The organism is Flavobacterium sp. (genome assembly GCF_035292545.1).
In the GTDB taxonomy this organism is placed as follows: Bacteria; Bacteroidota; Bacteroidia; order Flavobacteriales; family Flavobacteriaceae; genus Flavobacterium.
Map to the genome: position 1 here is coordinate 1 of NZ_DATDPV010000047.1, position 26,069 is coordinate 26,069.

Annotated in this window: 21 protein-coding genes; 3 read left to right on the forward strand and 18 right to left on the reverse strand. The window is 34.2% G+C overall.

Annotated elements, in window-relative coordinates; all coding sequences use genetic code 11:
* From VI621_RS08135 to VI621_RS08195, 13 genes are all read right to left on the reverse strand, one after another.
* A partial coding sequence (locus VI621_RS08135) for a hypothetical protein (RefSeq protein WP_324217882.1) occupies nt 1-1,808 on the reverse strand: 1,808 nt, incomplete at its 3' end.
* Between the two features lie 238 nt (nt 1,809-2,046).
* Nucleotides 2,047-5,232 (reverse strand): T9SS type A sorting domain-containing protein, encoded by a 3,186-nt coding sequence (locus VI621_RS08140; protein WP_324217883.1) that lies wholly within the window; start codon nt 5,230-5,232, stop codon nt 2,047-2,049.
* Nucleotides 5,233-5,632: 400 nt separating this feature from the next.
* The gene (locus VI621_RS08145; protein ID WP_324217884.1) at nt 5,633-8,452 is read right to left on the reverse strand and encodes a T9SS type A sorting domain-containing protein; all 2,820 of its coding nucleotides are present in this window, start codon (nt 8,450-8,452) and stop codon (nt 5,633-5,635) included.
* 224 nt (nt 8,453-8,676) lie between these two features.
* On the reverse strand, nt 8,677-10,242 hold the full coding sequence (locus tag VI621_RS08150; RefSeq protein ID WP_324217885.1) for a T9SS type A sorting domain-containing protein: 1,566 nt from the start codon (nt 10,240-10,242) through the stop codon (nt 8,677-8,679).
* 103 nt (nt 10,243-10,345) lie between these two features.
* A complete protein-coding gene (locus VI621_RS08155; RefSeq protein ID WP_324217886.1) occupies nt 10,346-11,152 on the reverse strand; it encodes an enoyl-ACP reductase FabI in 807 nt (268 codons plus the stop codon).
* A 141-nt stretch (nt 11,153-11,293) separates the two neighbouring features.
* A complete protein-coding gene (fabV, locus tag VI621_RS08160) occupies nt 11,294-12,484 on the reverse strand; it encodes an enoyl-ACP reductase FabV (RefSeq protein WP_324217887.1) in 1,191 nt (396 codons plus the stop codon).
* Nucleotides 12,485-12,594: 110 nt separating this feature from the next.
* Complete coding sequence (gene recN, locus VI621_RS08165; RefSeq protein WP_324217888.1) at nt 12,595-14,247, reverse strand: DNA repair protein RecN; 1,653 nt, start codon at nt 14,245-14,247, stop codon at nt 12,595-12,597.
* Nucleotides 14,248-14,293: 46 nt separating this feature from the next.
* Nucleotides 14,294-15,181, reverse strand: a complete 888-nt coding sequence (locus VI621_RS08170) for a DUF4835 family protein (RefSeq protein WP_324217889.1) — start codon at nt 15,179-15,181, stop codon at nt 14,294-14,296.
* Entirely contained in the window at nt 15,174-16,385 is a 1,212-nt protein-coding gene (coaBC, locus tag VI621_RS08175) for a bifunctional phosphopantothenoylcysteine decarboxylase/phosphopantothenate--cysteine ligase CoaBC (RefSeq protein WP_324217890.1), read from the reverse strand. Before coaBC ends, VI621_RS08170 begins: the two co-directional genes overlap by 8 nt.
* A gap of 8 nt (nt 16,386-16,393) precedes the next feature.
* Nucleotides 16,394-16,711 (reverse strand): DNA-directed RNA polymerase subunit omega, encoded by a 318-nt coding sequence (locus VI621_RS08180; RefSeq protein WP_324217891.1) that lies wholly within the window; start codon nt 16,709-16,711, stop codon nt 16,394-16,396.
* A gap of 10 nt (nt 16,712-16,721) precedes the next feature.
* Nucleotides 16,722-17,516, reverse strand: a complete 795-nt coding sequence (locus VI621_RS08185; protein ID WP_324217892.1) for an outer membrane protein assembly factor BamD — start codon at nt 17,514-17,516, stop codon at nt 16,722-16,724.
* 128 nt (nt 17,517-17,644) lie between these two features.
* On the reverse strand, nt 17,645-18,526 hold the full coding sequence (gene dapA / locus VI621_RS08190) for a 4-hydroxy-tetrahydrodipicolinate synthase (RefSeq protein WP_324217893.1): 882 nt from the start codon (nt 18,524-18,526) through the stop codon (nt 17,645-17,647).
* Between the two features lies 1 nt (nt 18,527).
* Entirely contained in the window at nt 18,528-19,046 is a 519-nt protein-coding gene (locus VI621_RS08195; RefSeq protein WP_324217894.1) for a DUF6913 domain-containing protein, read from the reverse strand.
* A gap of 48 nt (nt 19,047-19,094) precedes the next feature.
* Between VI621_RS08195 and VI621_RS08200 the strand changes: the two genes are divergently transcribed.
* Nucleotides 19,095-19,871 (forward strand): 5'-nucleotidase, encoded by a 777-nt coding sequence (locus VI621_RS08200; protein ID WP_324217895.1) that lies wholly within the window; start codon nt 19,095-19,097, stop codon nt 19,869-19,871.
* Between the two features lie 4 nt (nt 19,872-19,875).
* Nucleotides 19,876-20,787 (forward strand): metallophosphoesterase, encoded by a 912-nt coding sequence (locus VI621_RS08205; RefSeq protein ID WP_324217896.1) that lies wholly within the window; start codon nt 19,876-19,878, stop codon nt 20,785-20,787.
* On the opposite strand, the gene VI621_RS08210 is transcribed toward VI621_RS08205, so the two are convergent.
* Nucleotides 20,773-21,486, reverse strand: coding sequence for a hypothetical protein (locus VI621_RS08210; protein WP_324217897.1), 714 nt, complete (start codon nt 21,484-21,486; stop codon nt 20,773-20,775). The genes VI621_RS08205 and VI621_RS08210 overlap by 15 nt on opposite strands.
* Nucleotides 21,487-21,921: 435 nt before the next feature.
* On the opposite strand from VI621_RS08210, the gene VI621_RS08215 reads away from it, so the two are divergent.
* A complete protein-coding gene (locus tag VI621_RS08215; RefSeq protein WP_324217898.1) occupies nt 21,922-22,290 on the forward strand; it encodes a hypothetical protein in 369 nt (122 codons plus the stop codon).
* A 179-nt stretch (nt 22,291-22,469) separates the two neighbouring features.
* On the opposite strand, the gene VI621_RS08220 is transcribed toward VI621_RS08215, so the two are convergent.
* The 4 genes from VI621_RS08220 to rplI form a co-directional block, all read right to left on the reverse strand.
* Nucleotides 22,470-22,664 (reverse strand): hypothetical protein, encoded by a 195-nt coding sequence (locus VI621_RS08220; protein WP_324217899.1) that lies wholly within the window; start codon nt 22,662-22,664, stop codon nt 22,470-22,472.
* 271 nt (nt 22,665-22,935) lie between these two features.
* Nucleotides 22,936-24,939, reverse strand: a complete 2,004-nt coding sequence (gene ligA, locus VI621_RS08225) for an NAD-dependent DNA ligase LigA (protein ID WP_324217900.1) — start codon at nt 24,937-24,939, stop codon at nt 22,936-22,938.
* Nucleotides 24,940-25,016: 77 nt separating this feature from the next.
* Nucleotides 25,017-25,490: a DUF6495 family protein gene (locus VI621_RS08230; protein WP_324217901.1), complete on the reverse strand. Its 474-nt coding sequence runs from the start codon at nt 25,488-25,490 to the stop codon at nt 25,017-25,019.
* 106 nt (nt 25,491-25,596) lie between these two features.
* Nucleotides 25,597-26,040 carry a 50S ribosomal protein L9 gene (gene rplI, locus VI621_RS08235; protein WP_324217902.1) on the reverse strand — a complete coding sequence of 148 codons (444 nt, stop codon included), beginning with the start codon at nt 26,038-26,040 and terminating at the stop codon, nt 25,597-25,599.
* Between the last annotated feature and the right edge of the window lie 29 nt (nt 26,041-26,069).

A 26,069-nucleotide genomic window follows, 5' to 3' on the forward strand; every position in this document is an offset into this window, starting at 1 on the left:
GGTACTGATGTTGTAAAACTTGTTTCTGTACATCCTGTAGCATCACCTGTAACATTGTATGCAATTAGATATAAAAAATACAAAGTATTTGGAGCAAAATTTATTGGTGGATTATAAGAAGTTACATTCCCTAAATCAACATTGTTTAGAATATCTGTTCCTCCGGAAGTTGTACCTATAGAAAGCTTGTAACCACTTGCAATACCATTCACGCTCCATGTTAAATTTGTAGCCACATTTTGATTTGTACTTCCGTTAACTGGAGTAGAAACCACCGAACAGTTAGGTACTACTGCTGGAATAGTCTCCCAAACAACATCATCAATAAGCACGCTATATGCAGGTGCACCAGTATGTCTAAGTGCTAAATTATCAGTATAAGTTCCTGCTGCGGGAACAAAACTATATTCTTGATAAGCCAATGAAGCAGCTATTACACTACCTAATGAAACAAAAGAAGCTGCATCAGCAACATCTGTTAAATAACCAATTTCTATAACACCACCTATTGATGAGTTTCCTCTCATTTGCATTTTTAACCTATGAGTACCAGCACCTAAATTTGAAACTGGCAGAGTTTTCACGACCGCTTTTGTAGTTGCACTTGTTGAATACATATACAAAGTATTTGGTGCAGAGCTAGGATTTGTTGTTTGCAAATTTGCAGATCCAGTGGTACCTACTTTACCCCAACAAACAGGAAAAGTTGATGCTGCAACTCCATCAAAATTTTGAGAAAAACTAGTCGCAGACACACATGTTGTTGCAAAAGAAACCGGACCTACCCACGCACTGAAATTACCAGATCCACAATTACTTCTTATCCATAAAAAATAATTAGAACTGTCCGAAAGACCCGTTAAATTTTCTGTTAAATTTGAAGTTGATGTTCCTGCTCCTGTTGGTACAACATTTGAAGTAGAATAATAATATTCATATCCTCCAGAAGGAACTGTTGCAGTCGCTAACCAGGATATGGTTGCAGTAGTAGTTGTAATATTTGAAACTTCCGTTGATAATGGCGCTAAACACGTTGGTGGTGTCCAGGTATATGTTAAACCGTTTGACGGAACACCTGGTGTTGCATTTACTGAAGAGTAAGCTTGTGTATTCGTATTTAATGTTCCTGACGTAGAAGCTGTAAATAAAACAGTTGTAGCGTTTGTTCTGTTATTAAAATCAGTGTTTGTCGCACCTCTTAGTCCAATTTGTTTTGTTGTAGAACTATTTGTAGTTCCAACAGCCAACCCTGAACTACCGTAAACAAATTTAATCTCATTTGTTGTCTCAGACAATCGGATTTGAAAATTAATGTACGGAGCTAGAGTTGTACTAGTTGCATACGCAGGTCTAAAACTTCTATATTGAAAAACTAATTCTCTATTAGGTGCCGTTCCTATTTCTTTCCATTGCATATCACCAGTTAAGCCTCCTAATTCGAATAAAGCATTTAAATCTCCGCCCCAAGCCGAAATTGAACCATTGTATGCCGCTGTATTAGAAATCGGAGTAGCTAACCCTGTTGTAGGCGCAGTCGCACCAAAAGTAATATATCCATTAGAACTAACATAACATGAACTATAACTAGCTCCATTAAAAATAAATGAAAATGGCAATGTTACCATATAAACTTCACTATCTAATGAAGGTGCACCAACGGCATTTCCTGTTGCAGTTCCTAAAACAGTTCCATCTGTAAATTCAGAATAAGATCCGTTAGACTGCGCAAAACTATAAGAAGAAACTTGTGCATTACTTTTGAGTATAAATAGAAACGCAAAAGCAATAAATAATGTAATTTTTTTCATGAAATAGGGATAAAATTGTCAATATTCGGCGAATGTAAGTCAATTTTAAAAAAACAATCTATTATAGAAAAGTCTTTCACATTTTAAATATTTATTGTTATATTTTCATTAAAAATTATCCACAACGCATTTTTAACCTATAGATTTATTGCTATATCAGAAAAACAACTAATGATTAAAAATAAAAAACCACCAACTTTTATGTTGGTGGTTTTAATATGAAGAAATGTTATAAAACTTATTCTTTAATCACTTTAATCATTTTCACCTGAATATCAGCTGTAACTTTTACCATGTATGTTCCACTTGACAAATGCGACATATCAATTTGTGATTGATTGGCATTGATTGTTTTTGCAATCACTTGTTGTCCAAGTAAATTATATACCGCCACATCAGAAATGTTTTGAGTATAAGATAAATTCAATACCTCTTTAACTGGGTTTGGATAAGCGCTGAAACTTTTATTATCAAAACCTGAAGTGCTTAATGAAGCATCGTAAGCTGAAACCTGAAATTGGCCAGATGCTGACGTTCCCCATTTCCATACTCCAATATATAAAGTTGATCCAGGAGTTTGTCCAGTTAGACTTATGATAGAATGAGCTCCATCTCCGCCGTCATCATTGCATCCTACTTCTGTTAAAGAACCACAAGTTCCGGAAAATACGCTAAGAACGGTATCAATTAATGCTGAACCGGTTACTTGCTTTGTCTCTATAGTTAAAGTACCTGAAGCAGGAACTGTTACAGAATACCAAACATCTTCAAAACGATTCGTCTGACATGCATAGGTTAATCCTGAAACCGTTGTAGCACCTGCTGTTGAACCAACAACAGCCCCAGTAGCAAATACACCTCCCGCAGTTAATGGAATAGCACCAGTACATAAATCATTTGCAGGAGCTGCCGGAACTAAATATGCACATAAAGAAAAGCTTACAGTACTAGTCGCAGAAGATGCAACTGCTAAATAATAAGTGATTCCTGAAGTCAATAGCTGTGCAAAATTGTTTACTGAACATGTATTTAAAATCGTTAAGCTTCCCGGAGTCCCTGAATATATTGCAACATATCCAGTCCCTGTTCCAAAAGTAATTGTTCTGTTGAAGTTATAGATTCCAGTTATTGATGGTGTAAAAGTATACCAAACATCAACATCCGTAGCACTACAAGAATAATCGGAAGAATGAGTTGCAGAATCAGTTGTGCCTAAAAGTCCATTATTACATGTCTCATTTGTAGATTCAGTCAAAATAGAAGCATTTGCAATCAAATCATTACCTGGTGGTGGTGGTGGTGTTCCTATACAAACATCAAAAGTTGAATTCTGACCACTAGTAGCTGTCCAAGTATTTACTCTTAAATAATAGGTACTCCCAATAATTAAACCAGAAGGATTGCTGGTATTAGAATCACTACAACTTCCTGTCACGAGTGATAAGGAATTGCAGTCAACCCCTGTCCATAAAGAATGATACATATCCGTTACGCTACCGACCACATTTAAGAGTTGAATTCTATGAGTCGCATTTGTAGCAACAAAAGAAAACCATACATCATCATCTTCGGTTCCTGAACACGCTGTTGCATCGACACTTGAAGCTGTTGCTGCTAAAACTGTTCCTGAAGTTACAGTCGTACAATTAAGATCTGCATTTACAGTTAATGCAATAGCACCTGAACAATTGTCATTTACTGGAGGTGAGGCTAAAGTTGTAAAAGATATTGTTGACCAAGTACTAAATTCAGCACCACAATTATTTCTTACATGAAAATAATATGTTGTCAAGGGAGTTAAAGAGGTTGCGGAAAAATTGGTTGCAGTTGTAGATGTTCCTGAGCCCGCCGGAGCTGTCATAACATTATCTAAAACATATTCATAATTTACAGAACCAGCAACAGCGCCCCATACTATGCCTGCAGAAGAATCAGTAATATTATTAACCACTAAACTAGTTGGTTCAATGCATGAAGGTGTTAATCGTAATTCAAAATTATCAATTGAAAAATCAATATTTGCAGAACCATTACTTGTTCCTTCTACAACTCTAAAAGCAAATCTTACATCTTGTCCGGCATAAGAATTCAGATTGATAAAATTTGTTGAACCTGTATTTAATGGAACATTTGTATCATTATAAGTATAAAGAACAGTCCAGCTTGTAGTTCCTGTTGAGACTAACACTTCTACAATATCATCAGATTCCCAAGCTGTGGTTAGAGCATTTATACTTCCTGTCTGAGTTGCCGCCGCATCAAATTTAAGCTGATATCCAATAGCCGGAATAGTATATAATGGTGTTAACAACCAATCATTAGCCAAGTTTGTAGAGATATTATATCTTGCAGCGCCTGTAGTTCCCACATTACCAAAACCATCGGCAATCCAAGTGCTTGTTCCAAAAGTTAAAGGACCGGCAGCAAGATCTCCATTATCTGCTTCTTGCCAACAGTTAGGCACATAAGTTGTGAAATTTTCCAAAGAAGGTACTGGAAAAGTAGCACAAACTGTACTAAAATTAACTGGTCCAACCCAAACGCTGTTATCACCTGCCCCACATACTGCTCTGGTATATACTTCATAACCAGTACCTGAATTTAATGACCCTACATTAAAAGATGACAGACTTGTAGTAGTTCCAACAGTTGGTATTCCGGTACCTGCAGGTTGAACCACATATTCCCATCCGGTCTCGGATCCTCCAGCTGTCCAATTCAAATCTACAGAGTTTGTAGTTATATTAGTAGCAGTCAAACCTGTTGGTGCCGGACATGAAACCACAAAATCGAAACCAATATAAGCTCTTCTATAATTTGTAGAGGTTAAACTTGATCCTGGAACTCCTGTTGTATTATTGATGTACTTAGTGGTATTACTGTTTGTTGTAGAAATACATGGCGATGAATATTCATATTCCCAAGTTATGGAAGTCGTCAATGCAGTAGTATTAACATACTCCATAAATACGGCTAAATTGGATGTCCCGGAATATGTGAAATTCGATGAAAATACAAAATTTTTCCATCCCGCAGTTGAACCAACACTAGCAGTTGGGTCTGAATCATAAACTAATGTTGCAGTAGCAATCTGGGTAGCCCAATCAATAGCTGAGGCACCAAAATCAATAGCAGGAGTCTCTTTTAAGTAAACTTTAAAATTTGGAGTTCCAGCCATAGTACCAGAAGCGGCAATTCTTTTAAAATAAACCCCATTTAAAATCTGTCCTGCAATACCCGTCAATTGTGAAGAGGGATAAATCACTGCAGTTCTGTTCGTAGCATTTGCAGTAGTTATACTGTTCATTGGCCCATATAAATTAGAACCAATTGTTCCATTACAGGTAGGAATAGTAAATAACTGCGCTTTACTTGATGTTACTGACATCACAATAAAAATAATAACCAAAGTAATTTTTTTCATAATGTGTTATATATTAAATAGTTAATTGGTAAATAAATTTTTAAAAATTGATTCATTAATAAAAAAGTCTTTATTATTTTAAATATCGAACGATATATTCTCACCATAACTTAAAGGGATGCTCCAAAAGTTCCGACCTACTTCAAATCAGATAAAGCACCATCATTATATATTTTAATCGGATTGCCATTTTTGTAAACTTTGATGAACTTCTTAAAGTGCACCCACTCCATCCTGTAGGAGAAACACAGCTTGTTACAAAGGAATAGATTGGTTTTGTTTTAATGTAAACACCACAATTCCAATTATTTACAATAAAGATAAACATAAAAAATAAAACAAATAAAAAAACCACCAACTTTTATGTTGGTGGTTTTTAATATGAAGAAATATTATGAAATTATTCTTTAATCACTTTAATCATTTTTACCTGATTATCAGCAGTAACTTTTACCATGTATGCTCCACTTGACAAATGAGACATATCAATTTGTGATTGATTGGCATTAATTGCTTTTGCAATCACTTGTTGTCCAAGTAAATTATAGACCACTACATCAGAAATATTCTCTGTATATGATAAATTCAGCATGTTTTTTACTGGATTTGGATAGTAAGAGAAATTAGCATTATCAAAAGAATTCGTTCCTAATGATGCATCATATGCAGCAACTTGGAATTGGCTATTTGTTACAGATGGAGCTGCAGTCGCATATTTCCAAACACCTATATAAAGTGTGGCACCCGGAGTTTGTCCTGTTAAAGATAATAATGACATATTACCAGTACCAAGGTCATCATCACAACCCACTTGAACTAATGCCCCACAGGCACCAGAATACACAGCTAATACAGAGTCTGTCATACTATTGCTAACAGCAGCTTGAGTTTCAATAGTTAAAGTTCCAGATGGAGGAACAACTACAGTATACCAAACATCATTACCAAATGAAGCTTGACAAGATGGCGTTACTCCTGAAGTAGTCGTAGCTTCATAAATTGTTCCGGTTTGAGCTCCTGATGCAAAATTTGCAGTTGGAGTTAATGCGATTCCATTTGAACAATTGTTATTTACCGGAGGACAAGCATTATAATTGAATGTTCCTAATGAAACATTGCAAAGGCTGTTTACACCATGTAGTAAATTTAATGAAACTGGAGTTCCAAAAGCAAATGGACCTACTTGAATATTACCTAATGCAGTCACTGGCCATGTTGTTGTACCATCAGTAATTGCCGGGGTACCATTACCTAAAGCTGTTACATTGACATTAACAAAGAATTGATTATTTACACAATCTAGTGTTACTGAAGTTGTACCTGCTGGTGGTGTACATGGAGGAGCAATTATATTAACAGTAAAATCTAAAGTTACACCATAAGCACCTGAATAACATGAATTTGGAACTAGTTGTCCTGAATCGGCAGTACCGATTCTCATTCTGTGTTGTCCAAGAGCAGCTGACATTGGCATCATGAAAGACACATTCATTGTGGTTGGATTTGTATTATTAGTACCTATGACAGAAGTAACTAATTCAGTGCTCTCAAAAGTATAATTATTATTAAAGTCAATCCAAATATTTGCATCATACGTATATCCTGTAGCAAAAGTAATTTGAACATTTGAATTGATTCCTTGAGCTAAATTAACAGGTGTTGCTGTATGATCAACATAAGTAACATCTCCAGAAACGAAGTCAGTAGTTCCTACTTGAACATTTGAAACCCCAGCCGCATCATTACTTGTAGGAACTGAAGTACAGTAACATCCTGTAGCCACAGTTACAAAAGTGTTTTCTGTACAACCAACAGCATCACCTGCTGAATTATAAGGTACCACTGTATAATAATAAGTCGTATTTATATTTCCACTTATAGAGTATGTCGTAACATTACCGATATTAGAATTATTTAAAATATTGGTACCACCACTAGTTGTTCCTATTGTTAATTTATAACCATCAGTATTCGCCGATGCATTCCATGTTAACAGAGTTGCAAAATTTCCACAAGTAGCATTTGGTGTTGCAACAAAATTAGTCGTGCAAGAAGGTGCTACAGCAGGGATTGCTTCCCAATATATATTATCTAAATAGACATTGGTATAAGTAGACGTTGACAATCTTCTAAAACCTATATAAGTATTTGATCCACTATAAGTTGCAAAACTCACAACATAGTCCGCAAATGTTGTTGATAAATCTACCGTTTGTAAAACCGTAAAAGTAGATGCATCACTAGGGTCTGAAAGTGTACCTATTTCGATATCTTGAGTTGCAGTAGAGTTTCGACCAGTAAAACGAATTCTATGTGTACCTGCTGACAAATTTGATAATGTTGGTGAAACCAAAATGATATTTGAAGTTGAAGGAGAATCCGAGTTATAAAGATTTACTCCATTAGGAGTAGAGCTATTTGTAGTTGAAGTACCTACTGTCGCAAATGTACTAGCACCATTGCTGATGATTTTTCCCCAACAAATTGGCAAATTTGGTGTTGCAACCCCATCGAAATTTTCAGAAAAATTATTTACGGGAAGACAAGAAGTTACAAAACTAAAAGGACCTGCCCAAAAACTTTGGTCAGAGACACTACAATAACTTCTAACATAAAATTGATAATTGCTAGAATTGGTCAAACCAGTTAAAGAATAGGTTGAGCTAGTTAATCCGTTTACTGCAGTTCCACTACCTTGAGCGAATCCAGACACTCCCCATTCCAAATCCCAAATTGTTGCTGCACCTTGTGGAGTCCAGGATAAGTTTGCAGAAACTGTAGTTATGTTTGATGCGGCCAAATTTGTTGGCTGTGGGCATGTTGCTAAATACTGCACTTGGCCGTTTCTGCAACTTGCAACACCAGCACAAGCAGCATCTTCAGAATAATGCAATCTCACAGTTCCTTCAGTTATTCCAGTTACTGTTAGTGGCGACATACCATCAAGAATAACATTGTTGGAAACATCAGTCAGAGTAATATAAATATCAGTTCCAGCACCAGCTGCGCTACCTGTTTTAGCGGTAAAAACATAATTACTTCCTACTAATAAACCAGCTATAGTAGAGTATTCAATAGTGCTATAAGCACAAGTTGTAATCGTTTGAGGCAAACCCAAATTATTTGAGGTAATGTTTCCATACTCTGATGTCCGAATGCATTGCGCATCCATCTGCCAGCTAATACCAAAAAGTAATAGTAAAAAGGTAATTTTTTTCATAAATGTTTAGTTAATAGTTAATTATTTCATAAAGATATCAAATAAAAAAAACTCACAAAATAATTGTGAGTTTTTTTGTAAAATAAAAAATGTTCTATATTATAAAAAGTTTTAGAAAATTTCTGTCTTGAGCCCATGTTTAATCAACCATCAAAATCTTTGTATTCTGCTGCGTTTTTCTTTTTCGCAGACTACGATAAGCTTATTAAAAAAATTAAAATATTTTATTCTTTAACCACTTTCAACATTTTTACCTGACTTTCAGCTGTGATTTTCACCAAATAGGTACCGCTTGAAAAATGAGACATCTCAATTTGTGATTGATTATCATTAATTACTTTTACCATCATTTGCTGTCCAAGTAAATTATATATCGTGACATCAGAAATATTTTGATCATAAGATAAATTCAACCTGTTTTTTACTGGGTTCGGATAGTATGAAAAATTAGCGTTATCAAAAGAATCGCTTCCTAATGAAGCGTCATAAGCTGCAATTTGAAATTGGTTATTAATCGCTGACAAATCAGATGTTCCAAATTTCCATACACCCACACGAAGTGTAGCCCCCTGAGTTTGTCCTGTTAATGATAACAAAGACATACTTTCAATACCAGCGTCATCATCACAGCCTACTTCAATTAATGCCCCACAAGTCCCCGAAAAGGCAGCTAAGACAGAATCTGTCATACTATCACTGGCTGCTGCTCGTGTTTCTATAGTTAAAGTTCCTGAGGCAGGAACAACTACTGAGTACCAAACATCATTTGCAGTGGAAGATTGGCAAGATGGTGCTATTCCTACAGTAGTGGTCGCCCCTAAAATAGTCCCTGACTGCACACCTGAAGCAAAATTCACAGCCGGAATCAGTACCGTTGCACCCGAACAATTATCATTTACCGGAGGTGTAGCTGGAGTTATGAAAGAAAGCGTGGACCAGGAACTAAAGCCACCTGCGCCGCAATTGCCTCTTAAATGGAAATAATAGGTAGTTAATGGTGCTAAAGAAGCTGCATAAGTTGTTGCCGTAATAATTGTTCCTGAACCCACCGGATTTGTAGCTGTATTATTTAAAACATATTCGTAATTTACCGAACCAGCAACTGCATTCCAGACTATGTTTGCTGAAGTTGAAGTAACATTATTAGCTACCAGACCCGTTGGTGCCGGGCAAGAAGGTGGTACTCCATTAACATAATTAAATTGAATATTTGGTCTATTTCCATTTACCGTTTGAGTTGTTACACCGCAAGCTGTTGTTAAATCAATACGAAATCTTCTTGAGCCATTAATTACAGGCGTCGTTCTGACACCACCATGAGTAGCGGAGAAAACATTTGGACCATCTGAACAAATTTCCACAACAACATTATCTGCACCGTTCCATACAAATGGGGTGTCGAAAATTATCATATTAAATACTCCTGCGGCTGTAACCGTAGGATTATAAGCAAACGCATTTTTAACTACTGTAGTTGCATTTACATTGTGTATGGCTGAATTTGTTTCTGTGGTGTTTCCCATTTTGATCGTATAACCCATTAAATTTCCGCCGGCATAATCTTCATCAATAGAAAATCCTAAAGCGGTAATTTGGTCATAAGGAGTCAATGAAGCGCTTAATTGTGCAGCAGTATATACGACCTGATATCTAAATGCCTGAAAATAACCGTCTACAGGATCGCTTTCACTTCCTGCAGTCGTGCCAGTACCGGTTCCTATCACAATGGATTGTGCATTTGTTTGTATGAAAGCAAATAAAACAAATAAGAATAAAATATTTTTTTTCATAATCATTTGATTTATAGTTAATTATCACATAAAGATATTGAATAAAAAAAAGCTCACAAAATAATTGTGAGCTTTTTTTTAGTAAAAATGACAAGTGGTAGAATTAACTGAAATTTTCCAAAACTTCCTGACTTACGCCCATATTAGAAAAACCGCCATCATTATATAAATTTTGCAATGTGACTCTTTTCGTTAAATCAGAAAACATCGCCACCGTATAATTGGCACAATCTAAAGCAGTTGCATTTCCAAGTGGAGCCATTTTTTCTGCATAAGCAATAAATCCATCAAAACCTTTCACACCATGACCGGCCTTTGTAGGAGTTGGTGATTGCGAAATGGTATTTACTCTCACTTTTTTATCTTTTCCGAAGAAATAGCCAAAACTACGGGCTATCGATTCTAAATAAGCTTTATTATCCGCCATATCATTATAATCCGGAAATACACGTTGTGCCGCCATATAGGTCAGGGCAACAATACTCCCCCACTCGTTCATCGCATCTTTTTTATATAAAACCTGCATTACTTTATGAAACGAAACTGCGGATACATTCCACCCTTTTTCGGTATATTCATAATTTTGGTTGGTATAATGATTCTCTTTTCTGACATTGACCGACATTCCAATAGAATGCAAAACAAAATCGATTTTCCCGCCTAAAATTTCAACAGCTTTGTCTACCAAATTCTCTAAATCTTCAACAGAAGTCGCATCTGCAGGAATAATTTGCGCACCCGTTTTTTGAGCTAATTGATCAATAGAACCCAATCTCATGGCTGCCGGAGCATTGGTTAAAACGAAAATACCGCCTTCTTCATGAACCCTTTCAGCTGTTTTCCATGCGATTGAATTTTCATCTAAGGCACCGAAAATAATCCCTCTTTTTCCTTTTAATAAGTTATACATATCAAAAAATTTATTTTATTACTAATAATATCTTTGGTTAAAATAAAAAAGTACCCCAATTTCTTAATTTTATAGAATGTATAAAACCATTAAGAAATTAGGGTACTTTAAAAAATTTACAATTTAAATAAAGCTTTAAATTTATTTAATACTTGAAATATCCACTACTTCATTAGTATCCGCTTCATAATCTACTCCTTCAAAACCAAAGCCAAAAAGGTTATGAAAATCTTTTCTATATCCTTCCAAATCGCCTATTTCAGCTAAATTTTCAGTAGTAGCCTGTATCCATAAATCAGCTACTTTTTGCTGAACATCGGCACGCATTTCCCAATCATCAATTCGGATTCTGCCTTTTTCATCTGTTTCAATAGGTTTACCTGTATACAATCTATCATGATACAAACGTTGAATTTGCTCGATACATCCTTCATGAATGCCTTCTTCTTTCATTATTTTGTATAACAAAGAAATGTATAAAGGAATAACCGGAATCGCAGAACTTGCTTGTGTTACCAATGCTTTATTTACGGAAACATACGCTTTTCCCTGAAGATCTTTCAAACTATCTGTAATAGCAAAAGCAGTTGCTTCCAAATGGTCTTTTGCACGACCAATAGTTCCTTTTCTGTAAACTGCTTCCGTTAAGGATGGCCCGATATAAGAATAAGCCACTGTTGTTGCGCCGGGAGCCAACAGATTTGCTGCTTTCAAGGCTTCCATCCACATCGACCAGTCTTCACCACCCATTACTGCAATGGTATTTTCGATATCATCACCGCTGCATGGCTCGATTGTAATTTCGGAAACTTTACCTGAATGAAAATCTACCGTTTTGTTGGTAAAGGCACTTCCGATCGGTTTCAATACCGAACGATGCATAACACCAGTAACCGGATGCACACGAACCGGTGAAGCTAAGCTATAGATTACTAAATCTACTTGGCCTAAATCGGTTTTTATAAGATCTAATGTTTGTTGTTTGATTTCATTTGAAAAAGCATCTCCGTTGATACTCTTTGCATATAAACCTGCTTTATGTGCTTCATTTTCAAAAGCGGCAGAATTATACCAACCTGGTGAAGCCGTTTTGCCTTCCGTTGGAGGTTTTTCAAAAAATACACCAATAGTTGCTGCATTTGAACCAAAAGCACTTGTAATTCTGGAAGCCAGACCAAATCCTGTTGAAGCTCCAATTACCAGCACTTTTTTAGCCCCGTCAATAGGTCCTTTTGATTTTATATATTCAATTTGATTTTTAACATTTTGCTCGCATCCTTTTGGGTGAGATGTCAAACAAATAAACCCTCTCATTCTTGGCTCTATAATCATATTTTTTTTAATTGTTTATTCGTTGATTTGGTTAATCGTTGAATCGTTTTCTGCTTATGGCTTATTCAATAAAGCCTACTTATTTTAAGAAACAAATATAATTGAAATATTTAGTTCAGCAAGGCTTTTGCGTGATTTATGGCCGAATCTGAAACGACAGTTCCTGACAGCATTTGCGCTATTTCTACTACCCGTTCTTCGCTGTTTAATAATTTTAATTCTGATTGTGTCTGCTCTCCAACTATGGATTTGAATACTTTGAAATGGGCATTCCCTTTTGCTGCAATTTGCGGTAAATGTGTAATGGCAAAAACCTGCATGGCTCCACTCATTTCTTTCATGATATCACCCATTTTATTGGCGATTTCTCCGGAAACTCCCGTGTCAATTTCATCAAAAATAATCGTTGGTAATTTTGAATATTGTGCCAAAATGGCTTTGGTAGCCAACATAATTCGGGACATTTCTCCGCCGGAAGCCACTTTCTTTAACAATCCAAAATCGGAACCTTTATTGGCCGAAAATAAAAACTGCAATTCATCTTTTCCGTTTTGTAAATAATTGGAAGTGGAATTGATTTCCATATTAAAACGAACATTTGGCATTCCTAATTGTTCCAATATTGCAATCAATTTTTGGGATAAAATCGGAACGGCTTTAATGCGATTTTCACTGATTGAATTTGCGAAATTATCCAACTCTAGTGCTGATTGCTGGATTTTACCTTGGAGTTTTTCAATCTCATTTTCTAATTCACCAACAGAAACTACTTTGCTATCTAAATCGTTTTGAATTTCAAGCAATTCGTCAATTGTGCTTACCTGATGTTTCTTTTGAAGATTGTAAATGGTTTGCAATTTTTGATTGACTAAATCCAATTGTTCCGGATCGTTTGTTAAACTTTCAGTCAATTGTTCCAATTCATTTACAATATCATCAAATTCAATGGAGACACTGCTGATTCTTTCGGTTAACGAATGATAGTCCGAGGAAAAATTAGCTGTTTTTTGCAAAGCCAATTTCAACTCTTTTAGGTTTTGAAGAATTCCATATTGCTCTTCATTGGCTAAAGCCAAAGATTTATCAAGGTTTTCCTTTATGAATTCGACATTATTTAATTGCTCATAAATGCTTTCCAAATCTTCCTGTTCTCCCGACTTTAGTTGGGCCGAAAGTAATTCTTCTAACAAAAATGTATTGTAATCCTGCTCTTTTAATACCGCTTGAAGTTGGATATTTAAAGTTGTCAGTTGCGTTTTATCTTTTTTATATGATTTCAAAACAGTACCATATTCATTAATCAAATCCTGATTGCTGGCAATGGAATCTATAATTTGAAATTGGAAGTTTTCTTCGGATAATTCCTGGGTTTGGTGTTGTGAATGAATATCTATCAAATACAAACCCAATTCTTGCAATTCCTGAAGATTTACCGGACTATCGTTTACAAAAGCACGCGATTTTCCAGAAGGCAAAATTTCTCTGCGAATGATAGTTTCTTCTTCATAATCCAAATCATTGGCTTCAAAAAAAGGTTGCAAATTGTATCTTGAAAGCTGGAAATGAGCTTCAATAATGCACTTTTCTTCTTTGTTTTTTAAAGAAGTCAAATCGGCTCTTTTTCCTAAAACCAGTCCTAATGCCCCTAATAAAATAGATTTTCCCGCACCGGTTTCTCCGGTTATGATTGAAAATCCTTTAGAAAAATCAATTGCTAATTTTTCAATTAAGGCAAAGTTATTTATGGAAAGTGAATTAAGCATTTCTGGTTTTTAAGTGTTCCGATTACAATGTTTTGTTTCTATTAATCTAAAACTTAATTCCAGCCCATTTGCTTGAGTTAAGCGGGGAAATTTTGTTTAAATCTTCAACCAAATCGGCAATAGCAATATTTGGTCCGCCAGAAAAAACAGAAACAATTTCATCTGATTTTGCATCAAAAAAAACTCTCGTTATAAAAGCATTTGGTCTGACTTCATATATTTTACCAATAGTTTTTAAGGATGCTTTTATATTTTCTTTAGCCAATTTTAAATCTTTATTCATCATATCCAAACCTTCGTAATGGTATTCATACATAGCCTCTCTAAATGGGCTAAACGTATTCGAAAGCATATCATTGATCAGAAAATAACGATTTTGATTTCCATCGGTCTGACTCCAACCTTTAAAGCCACCTTGTAGTGCAACATTTGAAACATCCTGTGCCATTTCGAGGTATTTACTTCCACCTTGTAGTGAGAAAGTATCTGCATCCATCCCGATAATCATATAGCTGTAAAAAGCCAATACAGAAACCAGATTGGAATCGAAACTTGTAGGATTATAAGTTAGGTTTTCGAACTCTATATATCTGAAATTAAAATCTTTATCATTAAAATTTAAAACCGGTGAGGCATAAGTAGAATTAAAAATTGGCCTTGAGGATTGCACCTGAATTGTCCCAGTAAATTGATCCGAACTATATCCGGTAAGCGTTATAAACATTGAACAATTTATTTTTTCATTTTGCTTGTAAACTTGCCCAGTCCAGTCGGTTTTATTCATGAACTCGTTCAATGATTTTTCCAAAGTTTTAAATACCTGAGTGTTGGTACTACCAATTTTATCGGCATTGACAGTTACAATACAATTCAGCTCCTGGCCTTGTGTAAATCCGAAAATCAGCACTAAAAATAAACTAAAAATGTTACGCATAATAATGTGCTATTACTTTATTTAAAATATCATCTGCAACTGCTTCTTTCGATTTTAATTCCATAGGTTCCACCTTGAAATTTTTATCTATAAAGGTAATTTTATTGGTTGGTTTCCCAAAACCGGCACCTTCATCCTGCAAAGAATTCAGAACTATCAAATCTAAGTTTTTTTTCTGAATTTTCAACTTTGCATTTTCAATTTCATTTTCGGTCTCTAAGGCAAAGCCAATTAAAAACTGATTTTTCTTAATTGCACCCAACGAAGCCAATATATCTTTCGTTTTTTCTAATTCAATTATAAAACTTTCTTCTGATTTTTTTATTTTTTGATCCGCTATAATTTTAGGCCTGTAATCGGCAACTGCAGCTGCTGCAATCGCTACATCGACATCCTTAAAATAAAGATGACAGGCATCGTACATTTCTTGAGCTGAAACTACGCGCACCACTTTCACTAAATTATTTTCTAATGTAAAATGAGTTGGCCCGGAAACTAAAATTACCGAAGCACCAAGATTTGCGGCACTTTGCGCAATATCAAATCCCATTTTTCCAGAAGAATGATTCCCTATAAAACGTACCGGATCGATTGCTTCGTATGTTGGACCGGCAGTAATTAGTATTTTTTTTCCTTTTAGAGGTAATTTACTTTCTAAATCGGCTTCCAGAAAAGCGACGATATTTTCGGGTTCGGCCATTCTGCCTTCGCCGGAAAGTCCGCTTGCCAATTCACCGCTTTCGGCAGGAATTATAGTATTTCCGAATTCTTTTAATGCAGAAAAACTCGCAAGAGTTGAAGGATGTTTATACATGTCCAAGTCCATTGCCGGAGCAAAATAAACAGGGCATTTTGCTGATAAATAGGTTGCAATCAAAAGATTATCACAAACCCCATTTGCCATTTTTGACAATGTATTTGCCGTAGCAGGAGCAATAACCATCAAATCGGCCCAAAGAGCTAAATCGACATGGTTGTTCCATTTCGCATTCTCATCTTCTTCATTATAAAAACTGGAAAATACGGGATTTTTTGAAAGTGTAGATAACGTAAGTGGCGTTACAAAATCCTTAGAAGCAGGTGTCATTATCACTTGGACATGCGCACCTGCTTTTATGAAGAGTCTTACTAATGTAGCTGTTTTGTACGCGGCAATTCCACCAGAAATGCCCAGTACTATTTTTTTACCGCTTAAAACAGACATGCTAATAATTATTTATTTGCGTCTCTATAGTAGATTTTATCGTCTAACCATTCCTGAACTGCAAGAGCGTGTGGTTTTGGCAATTTTTCGTAAAATTTAGAAACTTCAATTTGTTCTTTGTTTTCAAAAACTTCCTCTAAACTGTCATTGTAAGTAGCAAACTCTTCCAATTTCTCAGTCAATTCTTTTTTGATTTCAGAGTTAATTTGGTTTGCTCTTTTAGCCATAATTGTTATCGCCTCATATACATTACCAGTTGGTTCTTCAATAATACTTTTGTTATAAGTAATTGTATTTACTGGAGCATTCGTCTTTTTTAAATCCATGACTTTCTATTTATTTGGAAAATTGTTGTAAATCTTTATCAATTCTGGCCAACATTTCGTCAGCTTCTTTTTTGTATTCTGAATTTGCATTGAATTTTATCAAACTTGAATGAGCTGTTTTAGCCGCATTTAATCGTTCTTCCTTTTTTGAAGGAACACTATTGATGGCTAATTGATAAGCCGAATCCAATTTATAAAACAATGCTTTTTCTTTGAAAGGAGTTCCTGGATAATCTGAAATAAAATTATCAAGTGCTACAATTGCAGATTTGTAATCCGAAATTTTGTTATACCCTTTTGCATTTTCGAAAGCTTTTTTCTCTAATTTTTCTCTTAATGCTTTTACAAGTACATTAGCTTCAGCTAAATACTCCGAATTTGGATACGTATCTATAAACGCCTGTAATTTATCAATTGCTTTATAGGTGTCCGTTTGGTCTAAACTATAAACGGGCGACAACATCGAATAGCATTTTGCTCCAAGAAAGGCAGCTTCTTGTATTTTATCACTTTTTGGATAACCCGAAGCAAAACTTTCAAACTGATAACCAGCCAAATAGTACTGTTTTGTTTTGTAATACGATTGTGCAAACATGTAAAACATTTTTTCTGCCTGAGGTTTCCCTCTGTAAGTAGGTGCCAATTGTTCAAAAAGTCGAATCGCTTTTGTATATTTTTTGCTTTCGTATAGCTTGGTGGCCATATCAAATTTCACAGCAACATCTTCCGTTTTTATTGCTTTTTGATATTCACTACAAGAGGAAAAAACAACTGCAATTAGTAATGTAAATAAAAATTTCTTCATTATTTTGATTGGTTCCGTTGATTTATAGGCATTTCAAGACCTTTAAAAACCAACTGCAAATTTAGTTATTAATTTAGCGACTACAAAATGTTTTTTTTGATTAAAAAAACACTTGCCTTTTTTCTTAATTATTTATTGATTTTCTTTACGAATTGATTGATTCTATTAGCCAAATCATCATTAACATTTACTAATGGCAATCGCACTGTGTTTTCTGACAATCCCAATGATTTAAAGACTTCTTTGATTCCTCCTGGGTTTCCTTGTTCAAAAATCATGTCGATACTATCCGCTAAAAGATAATGCAATTTGTAAGCTTCGTCTACTTTTCGTTCTAATCCTAAACGGACCATTTCGGAAAATTCTTTTGGAAATCCTTCTCCAATTACAGAAATCACACCGCTTCCACCAGCCAAAACCATTGGCAATGTAATCATATCATCACCCGAAATCACTAAGAAATCCTTAGGTTTGTTTTCTATTAATTTCATTGCTTGTACAATATCTCCGGCAGCTTCTTTGAGTGCAACAATGTTTTTGAAATCATTAGCCAAACGAATTACCGTTGTCGGTAACATATTACTTCCTGTTCTTCCCGGTACATTATATACAATTACGGAAATTGGTGAAGCTTCGGCAATAGCCTTGAAATGTTGGTAAATTCCTTCTTGTGTTGGTTTATTGTAATAAGGTGAAACGGAAAGAATGGCAACAAATTTAGAAAAATCCCTCGATTTTAATTCTTCAACGACTTGTTGCGTATTATTGCTTCCAACTCCAAGAACCAAAGGCAATCTTCCATTATTGGCTTCAATAACCGTTTGTATTACCAATTCTTTTTCATCTTGATTCAGCGTTGCCGTTTCTGCAGTGGTACCAAGAATTACAAGATAATTTATCCCGTTATCAATCTGGAAATTGACAATTCTTTTTAAAGCTTCAACATCTACTGAAAAATCTTTTTTGAAAGGAGTAACAAGTGCAACTCCAGTTCCGATTAATGATTGCATATTATATTTTGTTTAATATTTTTAGGTATTTGAATAATTCATCCATGAAAACCTTATAGTTTTCAGCATTAGTGCTAATCATAAAATGATTCAGTCTCTTGTCAATTGAGGGAAAGCCCACTTTGAAACTTGCTTTAGATTGATGGGAAACCAATAACAAAGGCACTTTTTCTAAATCATAATAATTAATTAACAAATCGAATTCCTGTGCCATGAAATCATTCACTTCGGGCTTGTCGATAGTAGCCGTCCAACTCAAATCCTTAGGACTGAATGTTGGGTAATCAAACACTTCGTTTTTTTTTATTTTATCCTTAAAAACCAGGACTTTAACATCTTTTTCCTGAATTTCATTTTGCACTAATTCCTGAATTAAAGCAGCTCTTTCGTAAAAATAACTTTCGTCAAAAATAATTCCGACGGTTTTTATAATATTGTTTGACGAAACGTGTTTAACATTTGATAAACTTTTTTTAACTATTTTTTTAGTAAAAAAATTCTTCAGGTACTTTAAAAACATAGTATTTTTGCTTTGAATACAAATTTAATTAAATAAGTTGCATATCAGATGGTAAATCTAAAAAAGTATAACGTTGTTCTGAAACATTTTGTCTTATTCTTAACATTTATTTTGTCAGTTTCTTGTGCTCAACAAAAATATTATGTGACAAAAATTGAAGGCAAAGAAATTGGAATTACAGACAAAAACAATGAAGTTGCTGCAATTGAGGATTTTATAAAACCCTACCGTGAGCATATCAACAAAGATTTAAATACCGTTCTGGCTTATGCACCCAAAACTTTGGACAAAAGCGGACAATGGCAAACCACCATCGGAAATTTAATGGCGGATGTAACTTTACAAAAAGGAAATTTTGTTTTTAATTCTCGCCAGAAAAAAAACATTGACATTTGTCTGCTCAACCACGGCGGAATTCGTTCTATTATTCCAAAAGGAAATGTGACCGCAAGAACTGCTTTTGAAGTGATGCCTTTTGAAAATACTGCCATTGTCGTTGCATTAAAAAGCGAACAAATTATTGAAATGGCCAATCATATCATTTCAGAAAAAAAACCGCATCCGTTATCTGGTATGACTTTTACCATTGATAAAAATAGTACCGCAAAAAACATTGTGATACAAGGAAAAGCATTGGAAAATGATAAAACCTATTATGTAGTGACTTCTGATTATTTATCGAATGGCGGTGACAAAATGGATTTCTTCAAAAAGGGAATTGCTTCATACGATCTGGATTACAAATTGAGAAATATCCTTATTGATTATTTCAAAGAAGTAGATACAATTCCTGAAATTACCGATGTAAGAATCACAAAAGAATAAGAAAATGAAAAGAAGAGATTTTATACAAAAGACAGCTGCAAGCACAGCATTAATGGGTTTAGGTTTGTCATTGAGCAGCTTTGAATCATCCAAAATAAAACATTTAACGATACTTCATACCAATGATGTGCATAGTTATATTGATCCGTTTCCTGCAGATCATCCCAGAAACCCAAATATGGGCGGCGTGGCCAGAAGAGCAGCATTGATAGAAAGCATTCGCAAAGAAAATCCAAATGTATTGCTTCTTGATGCCGGTGATATTTTTCAGGGAACGCCGTACTTTAATTACTATGGCGGCGAATTGGAATTTAAATTGATGAGCATGATGCAATATGATGCTTCAACTATTGGAAATCATGATTTTGATAACGGTATTGATGGGCTGTATGCGCAATTGCCTCATGCCAAATTCGACTTCATTTCGGCAAATTATGATTTCAAAAATACTATTATGGACGGCCATGTGAAACCTTATAAAGTATTTCACAAAAATGGAATTAAAGTGGGTGTTTTTGGACTTGGTGTGGAATTAGCGGGTTTGGTTGACAAGAAAAACTATAAAGAAACTGTTTATAACGATCCGGTTGAAGTCGCCCAGGATATGGTTCGGATTTTGAAAAAAGAACAAAAATGCGACTTAGTGATTTGTCTTTCTCATATTGGCTACAAATACAAAGACGAACCTAATAAAATTTCGGATATAAAATTAGCGGCACTTACAAAGGATATTGATTTGATTATTGGCGGACATACGCATACTTTTTTGGACAAACCTACGGTTATGAAAAATCTGGAAGGAAAAGAGGTATTGGTAAATCAGGTAGGCTGCTATGGAATAAATCTTGGTCGAATAGATTTTTATTTTGATAATGACCAAGCAAAATCATCAAATGGAAAATCAATTATTGTTTAAATTTTCAGTTTCAAGATTTAGACTTTCGGTTTTTATGGCAAATTTATAAAAAGCGTAATAAACCGCCACATTTAACACCATTACCAAAAGTTTAAAAATAGATAAAACCAGGTCTGAAAGGTAATATTTTTCAATAAAATCGATAAAATAAAGGGCAACAGTTAACAAACCGAATATCAATAACCACGAGTTTTTTTTATTGTCTTTCATCGTATAATCAGACAAAGTAACCGCGCCAATAACAGAAACCAATATATTTTGAATAACCAGAAAATAATAACTGTTTTTAGGTATTTCACTTGAAACGGAAAACAAATAAAAAAAAACAAATAGAAAAGGCGTTACTGCGATGAACGAAGGAACGTAATCCTTGAGTTTCGTTAATTTCAAGATATAGATAATAATTACCGACTGATGCGTCAGAAAAGCAATAAATCCAAAGTACAGCATGTTTTCAGTATTTTGGAGAAAGAGCATTTTAGAAAGTAATAAGAAAAACATCGTTCCGAAAAACAACAGACTTTTTAGACTGGAAGTAATCCAATACAGAATCATTAATAACAATAACATTAATGGCTCGAAGATAAAAAGAATTGGTTTAAATGAAAATAACTCCGCGGTCACTTCAACTGTGGCAATAGTAAAATAAAAACCAGTAATTAGTCTTACAAGATTATTTTCTTTTTTTAGCATTAACATTTTCCCGCATTTTTAGAATCAACATTTACAGTATTTCTGGATTAAACCTAAACAAGTACTATATTGGATTATTATTCCTGCAGCATCCAATTTACCTTGAATTTATATTAGCTAAATTGTCCTAAGACAAACCTTATTATTGTAATGAATTGAAAAATATTCTATCATAACAATCAATCTATGTTACAAAAAAATGTAAACGAAAACCAAAATAAAACTTATCATTTCTTAATAAAAACAACAGCAAAATGATTAAACTATTCTATTTAATTTTCCCGAAAGCTATTCTCTAATTAGTTCATTAAAACCTAGCTTATTCTAACCAACACTCTTAATTTTTAATTTATTTGTTACGATGTTATAACAATATTAAATTAATTATTATATTTGTACTAATTAACCAATAAAAACACTGAAACTTTTCAGCTTATCAAAATGAAAACAAAAAAATTCAGCTTATTAAAAGAAAGAATACGATTATTTGCTGAATGTCAAGGCATCAGTATGAGGGAAATCTACGAAAAGACCGGAATTTCAGATGGTACTTTTAGTAATTCAAGTGGCTTAAACGAAGACAGTTTACTGAAGTTTTTCAGTTATTTCAGTGATCTGAATGCAAATTGGCTCCTTACCGGATGTGGTTCTATGAACATAGAAAAAGACATTCACACAACTTCACCTACAATTACAGACCATAATACTGGCGATAAATATATTGTAGACCTGCAAAAAAAGTTAATTGTAAAATTGGAAATAGAAGTTACTGAATTAAAACAAAACAGAAAAACGCTTGATTTTAATTAAATTCAAAGTTACCATTCTTCAAATAAAGCCAGTTACAATCTGAACGATTAAAAAAGAAACATTACTGAAGATCCCTCCAATAAATACTTCAGCTTTTATATCCAAAACAAAATAATCTAAAATATAGAACAATAAATTATTGCTTAATTTTAGATTATAATAATTTTAAAAATTTTATCTTATTTAAATTTTTCAGGCTGGTATTCTCGAATTAGATCCTCACGACTTTGGATAATTTTAATCATCGCTTCCATAGCGTTAAGATCCTTTCTGTTAAATCGCATCTTTGCCGCATCTGAGGTAATCCCTAAAATTTGCCCCAGAGTGTTATAATCCCCGTACTTAAGTTTTGATTTAATCTGTTCTAATGTCATAACATTAATTATTATATTTATGTCAAGAATACTTAGCGTAAATTTACCGAAAGATTTCAGTTTAACAAGGTAAAAATGAATAAATTCAGCACAATAATAAAAAAAATCATTGTTTGCTGAGTATCAAAAGATTAAAGTGTAATATTATTACTATAAAACAAATTATACAACAGCTAATTTAGTCTTTTTTATAACATTTCCTTAAAAAAGTAGTGAAGTTGTTAAATTATTTTATTGATTTAAACATAAAAAACCTACAAGAAAAGTATTTTTAATTCAACTCTAATAGTTTTATGAAGTCTGTTTCTGAAATTATAGGGACATTTAGCTTAACTGCTTTTTCTAATTTTGCAGGCCCCATATTTTCTCCTGCAACCACATAATCGGTTTTGGCCGAAATTGAACTGCCTACTTTTCCACCGTTATCTTCAATTGTCTTTTTCAAATCATCTCTCGAAAATTGTTCAAAAACACCAGAAACAACAAATATTTTTCCGGATAGCTTATCTGTAGCATTCGGATTTATTTTTTCAATCGTTTCAAATTGAATACCATAACTTTTTAATCTGTCAATAATATTTCTATTTTCCTGATTTACAAAAAATTCAATTACGCTTTGTGCAATCTTCTCCCCTATTTCATCCACTAAAACCAAATCCATAAAAGTTGCTTTACTCAAAGCATCAATACTTTTATAATGTTTGGCTAATTTTTTAGCAATCGTTTCTCCCACAAACCTAATTCCAAGTGCATATAAAACACGTTCAAAAGGAATATTTTTAGAATTTTCGACACCTTTCACTAAATTTTCCGCAGATTTTTGAGCCATTCTTTCCAAAGGCAGAATTTGTTCGACAGTCAATTCATACAAATCGGCATAATTATAAACCAATCCATTATTGAATAATAAAGCTACCGTTTCTCCGCCAAGTCCTTCAATATCCATCGCTTTACGTGAAATATAATGCTGAATTCTACCGATAATTTGTGGCGGACAACCATAAAAATTCGGGCAATAATGATTGGCTTCTCCTTCATTACGAACCAGTTCGGTGTGGCATTCCGGACAATGGGTAATATATTTTACTGGCTCCGAATTGGCCGGGCGTTTACTTAAATCCACTGCAATTATTTTGGGAATAATTTCGCCTCCTTTTTCAACAAAAACTTCGTCGCCAATGCGAATATCCAATTTTTCAATCTGATCTGCATTATGTAAAGAAGCACGTTTTACAATGGTTCCGGCTAATTGCACAGGTTCCAAATTGGCCACCGGTGTAATAGCACCTGTTCTTCCTACTTGATATGAAATCGAATTTAATCGTGTTGAAACCTGTTCTGACTTAAATTTATAAGCTATTGCCCAACGTGGTGATTTAGCCGTAAAACCCAATTCATCCTGATAATGATAGTTATTTACTTTAACAACAACTCCGTCTGTTTCGTAGGGTAAGTTATGACGGTGAATATCCCAATAATCAATAAATCGGAAAACTTCCTCCATATTATGAGCCAACTTGGCTTCTTTTGGTACTTTGAATCCCCAATTTCTGGCTGTTTCTAAACTCTCCAATTGAGAATTGAAAGGTAAATTATTTCCAATTACAAAATACATTAGACAATCCAATGGCCTTTTCGAAACTTCTGCACTGTCTTGTAGTTTCAGACTACCTGAAGCCGTATTTCGTGGATTGGAATACGGTGTTTCACCGATTTCGATTAATTCCTGGTTCATTTTTTCGAATCCGGCGAAAGGCAAAATAACCTCGCCCCGTATATCAAATTTATCCGGATATTTTCCATTTAATTTTAATGGGATTGATTTAATGGTTTTGATATTATTGGTCACATCATCACCCTGAAAACCATCGCCACGCGTAAGTGCACGCTTTAGTTTTCCGTATTCGTAAGTTATGCTGATGGAGGCACCATCATATTTAAGTTCGCAGGTGTATTCTAACGGAACATTTCCTAAAACTTTTTGAATCCGTTTTTCCCATTCCATTAATTCTTCTTTGGAATAAGAGTTATCAAGAGAATACATTCGGTAATCATGCGGTACAGTTTGGAAACTTTTTGTAATCGCTCCTCCTACTCGCTGCGTTGGGGAATTTTCATCAAAGTATTCCGGATATTTTTTTTCGAGTTCTTCAAGTTGCTTTAATTTCAAATCGAATTCAAAATCAGAAATCGTTGGTTTATCCAACACGTAATAATTATAATTGTGTTGGTTTAATTCGTCTCTTAAGGTTTGAATCGTATTTTGAATATCCATAGAAAATAAAAATTGGCTATTTTAGCTTTTGAAAAAAAGTACTAAAATAACCAATTTAGAAGAAATAACCGTTATAATTACGATTCAATAATCGAATTTATTTGCTTGTATAATTGTCCGTCACTCAAAAATGCACCTTGCTGTATAAGAGCAAAAATAGAGATATTTCTATCTTCGGTAAATTCTTTTTTGCCTACTTTCATTTCAATGGCATCGGTAAACATATTGTCGCTCAGCCATTGTAACCCTCCTTTGGTTAGGAAATCCGTTTCAGGAACCAACGATTTCAAAACTATCGACTGAACATAGGTATCAAAACTCTGAAAAAGGAAAATATGGTTTTTAGAGAAATGCTCCAAATATTCTGCTCTAGATAAAACACCTTCCCAAATTAAATCGGAGAAAACATCCAATTCCTGTTCGGCTACTTCTGGTTTTTCGGCTTTAATTTTATCCCATTCGGCTTTATCAATAGCTTGAGTGGCCAAAAATGTACCGAATTCCTGATTCAGTTCATCGAATTGCTCTTTGGTTAGTCTTGTATATTTCATTTGTAATTTAAGATTTATAACATTCCTAATATTTGTTGGAATGACAATTCATTTAAACAAAAAAAATCCCGACTTCCATCGGGATTTAATTATATCAATTTAGAAATTATGCTTTTTCAGCAACGATTTCATAAGGCAATTCAATAATTACATCTCTGTGTAATCTAACGGTAGCAGCATATTTACCAGTACGTTTAACGATTCCAGAAGTAATAAATTTTCTGTCAATTTCTTGACCACCTTTTGCTAAAGCTTCAGCGATGTCGATATTCGTGATTGAACCGAATAATTTTTCACCACCTGCTTTTGCAGAAATTTTAATTTCGATAGCTTTTAAAGTTTCAGCCAATGCTTTTGCATCGTTTACTACTTTAGCTTCTTTATGTGCTCTTTGTTTTAGGTTTTCAGCTAATACTTTCTTTGCAGAAGAAGTAGCTAAATGTGCATGACCTTGTGGGATCAAAAAGTTACGACCGTAACCATTTTTCACAGTAACTACATCATCTTTAAATCCTAAATTTTGAACGTCTTTTTTTAAGATAAGTTCCATGTTGTTGTCCTTATTATAGAAGTTAGGTT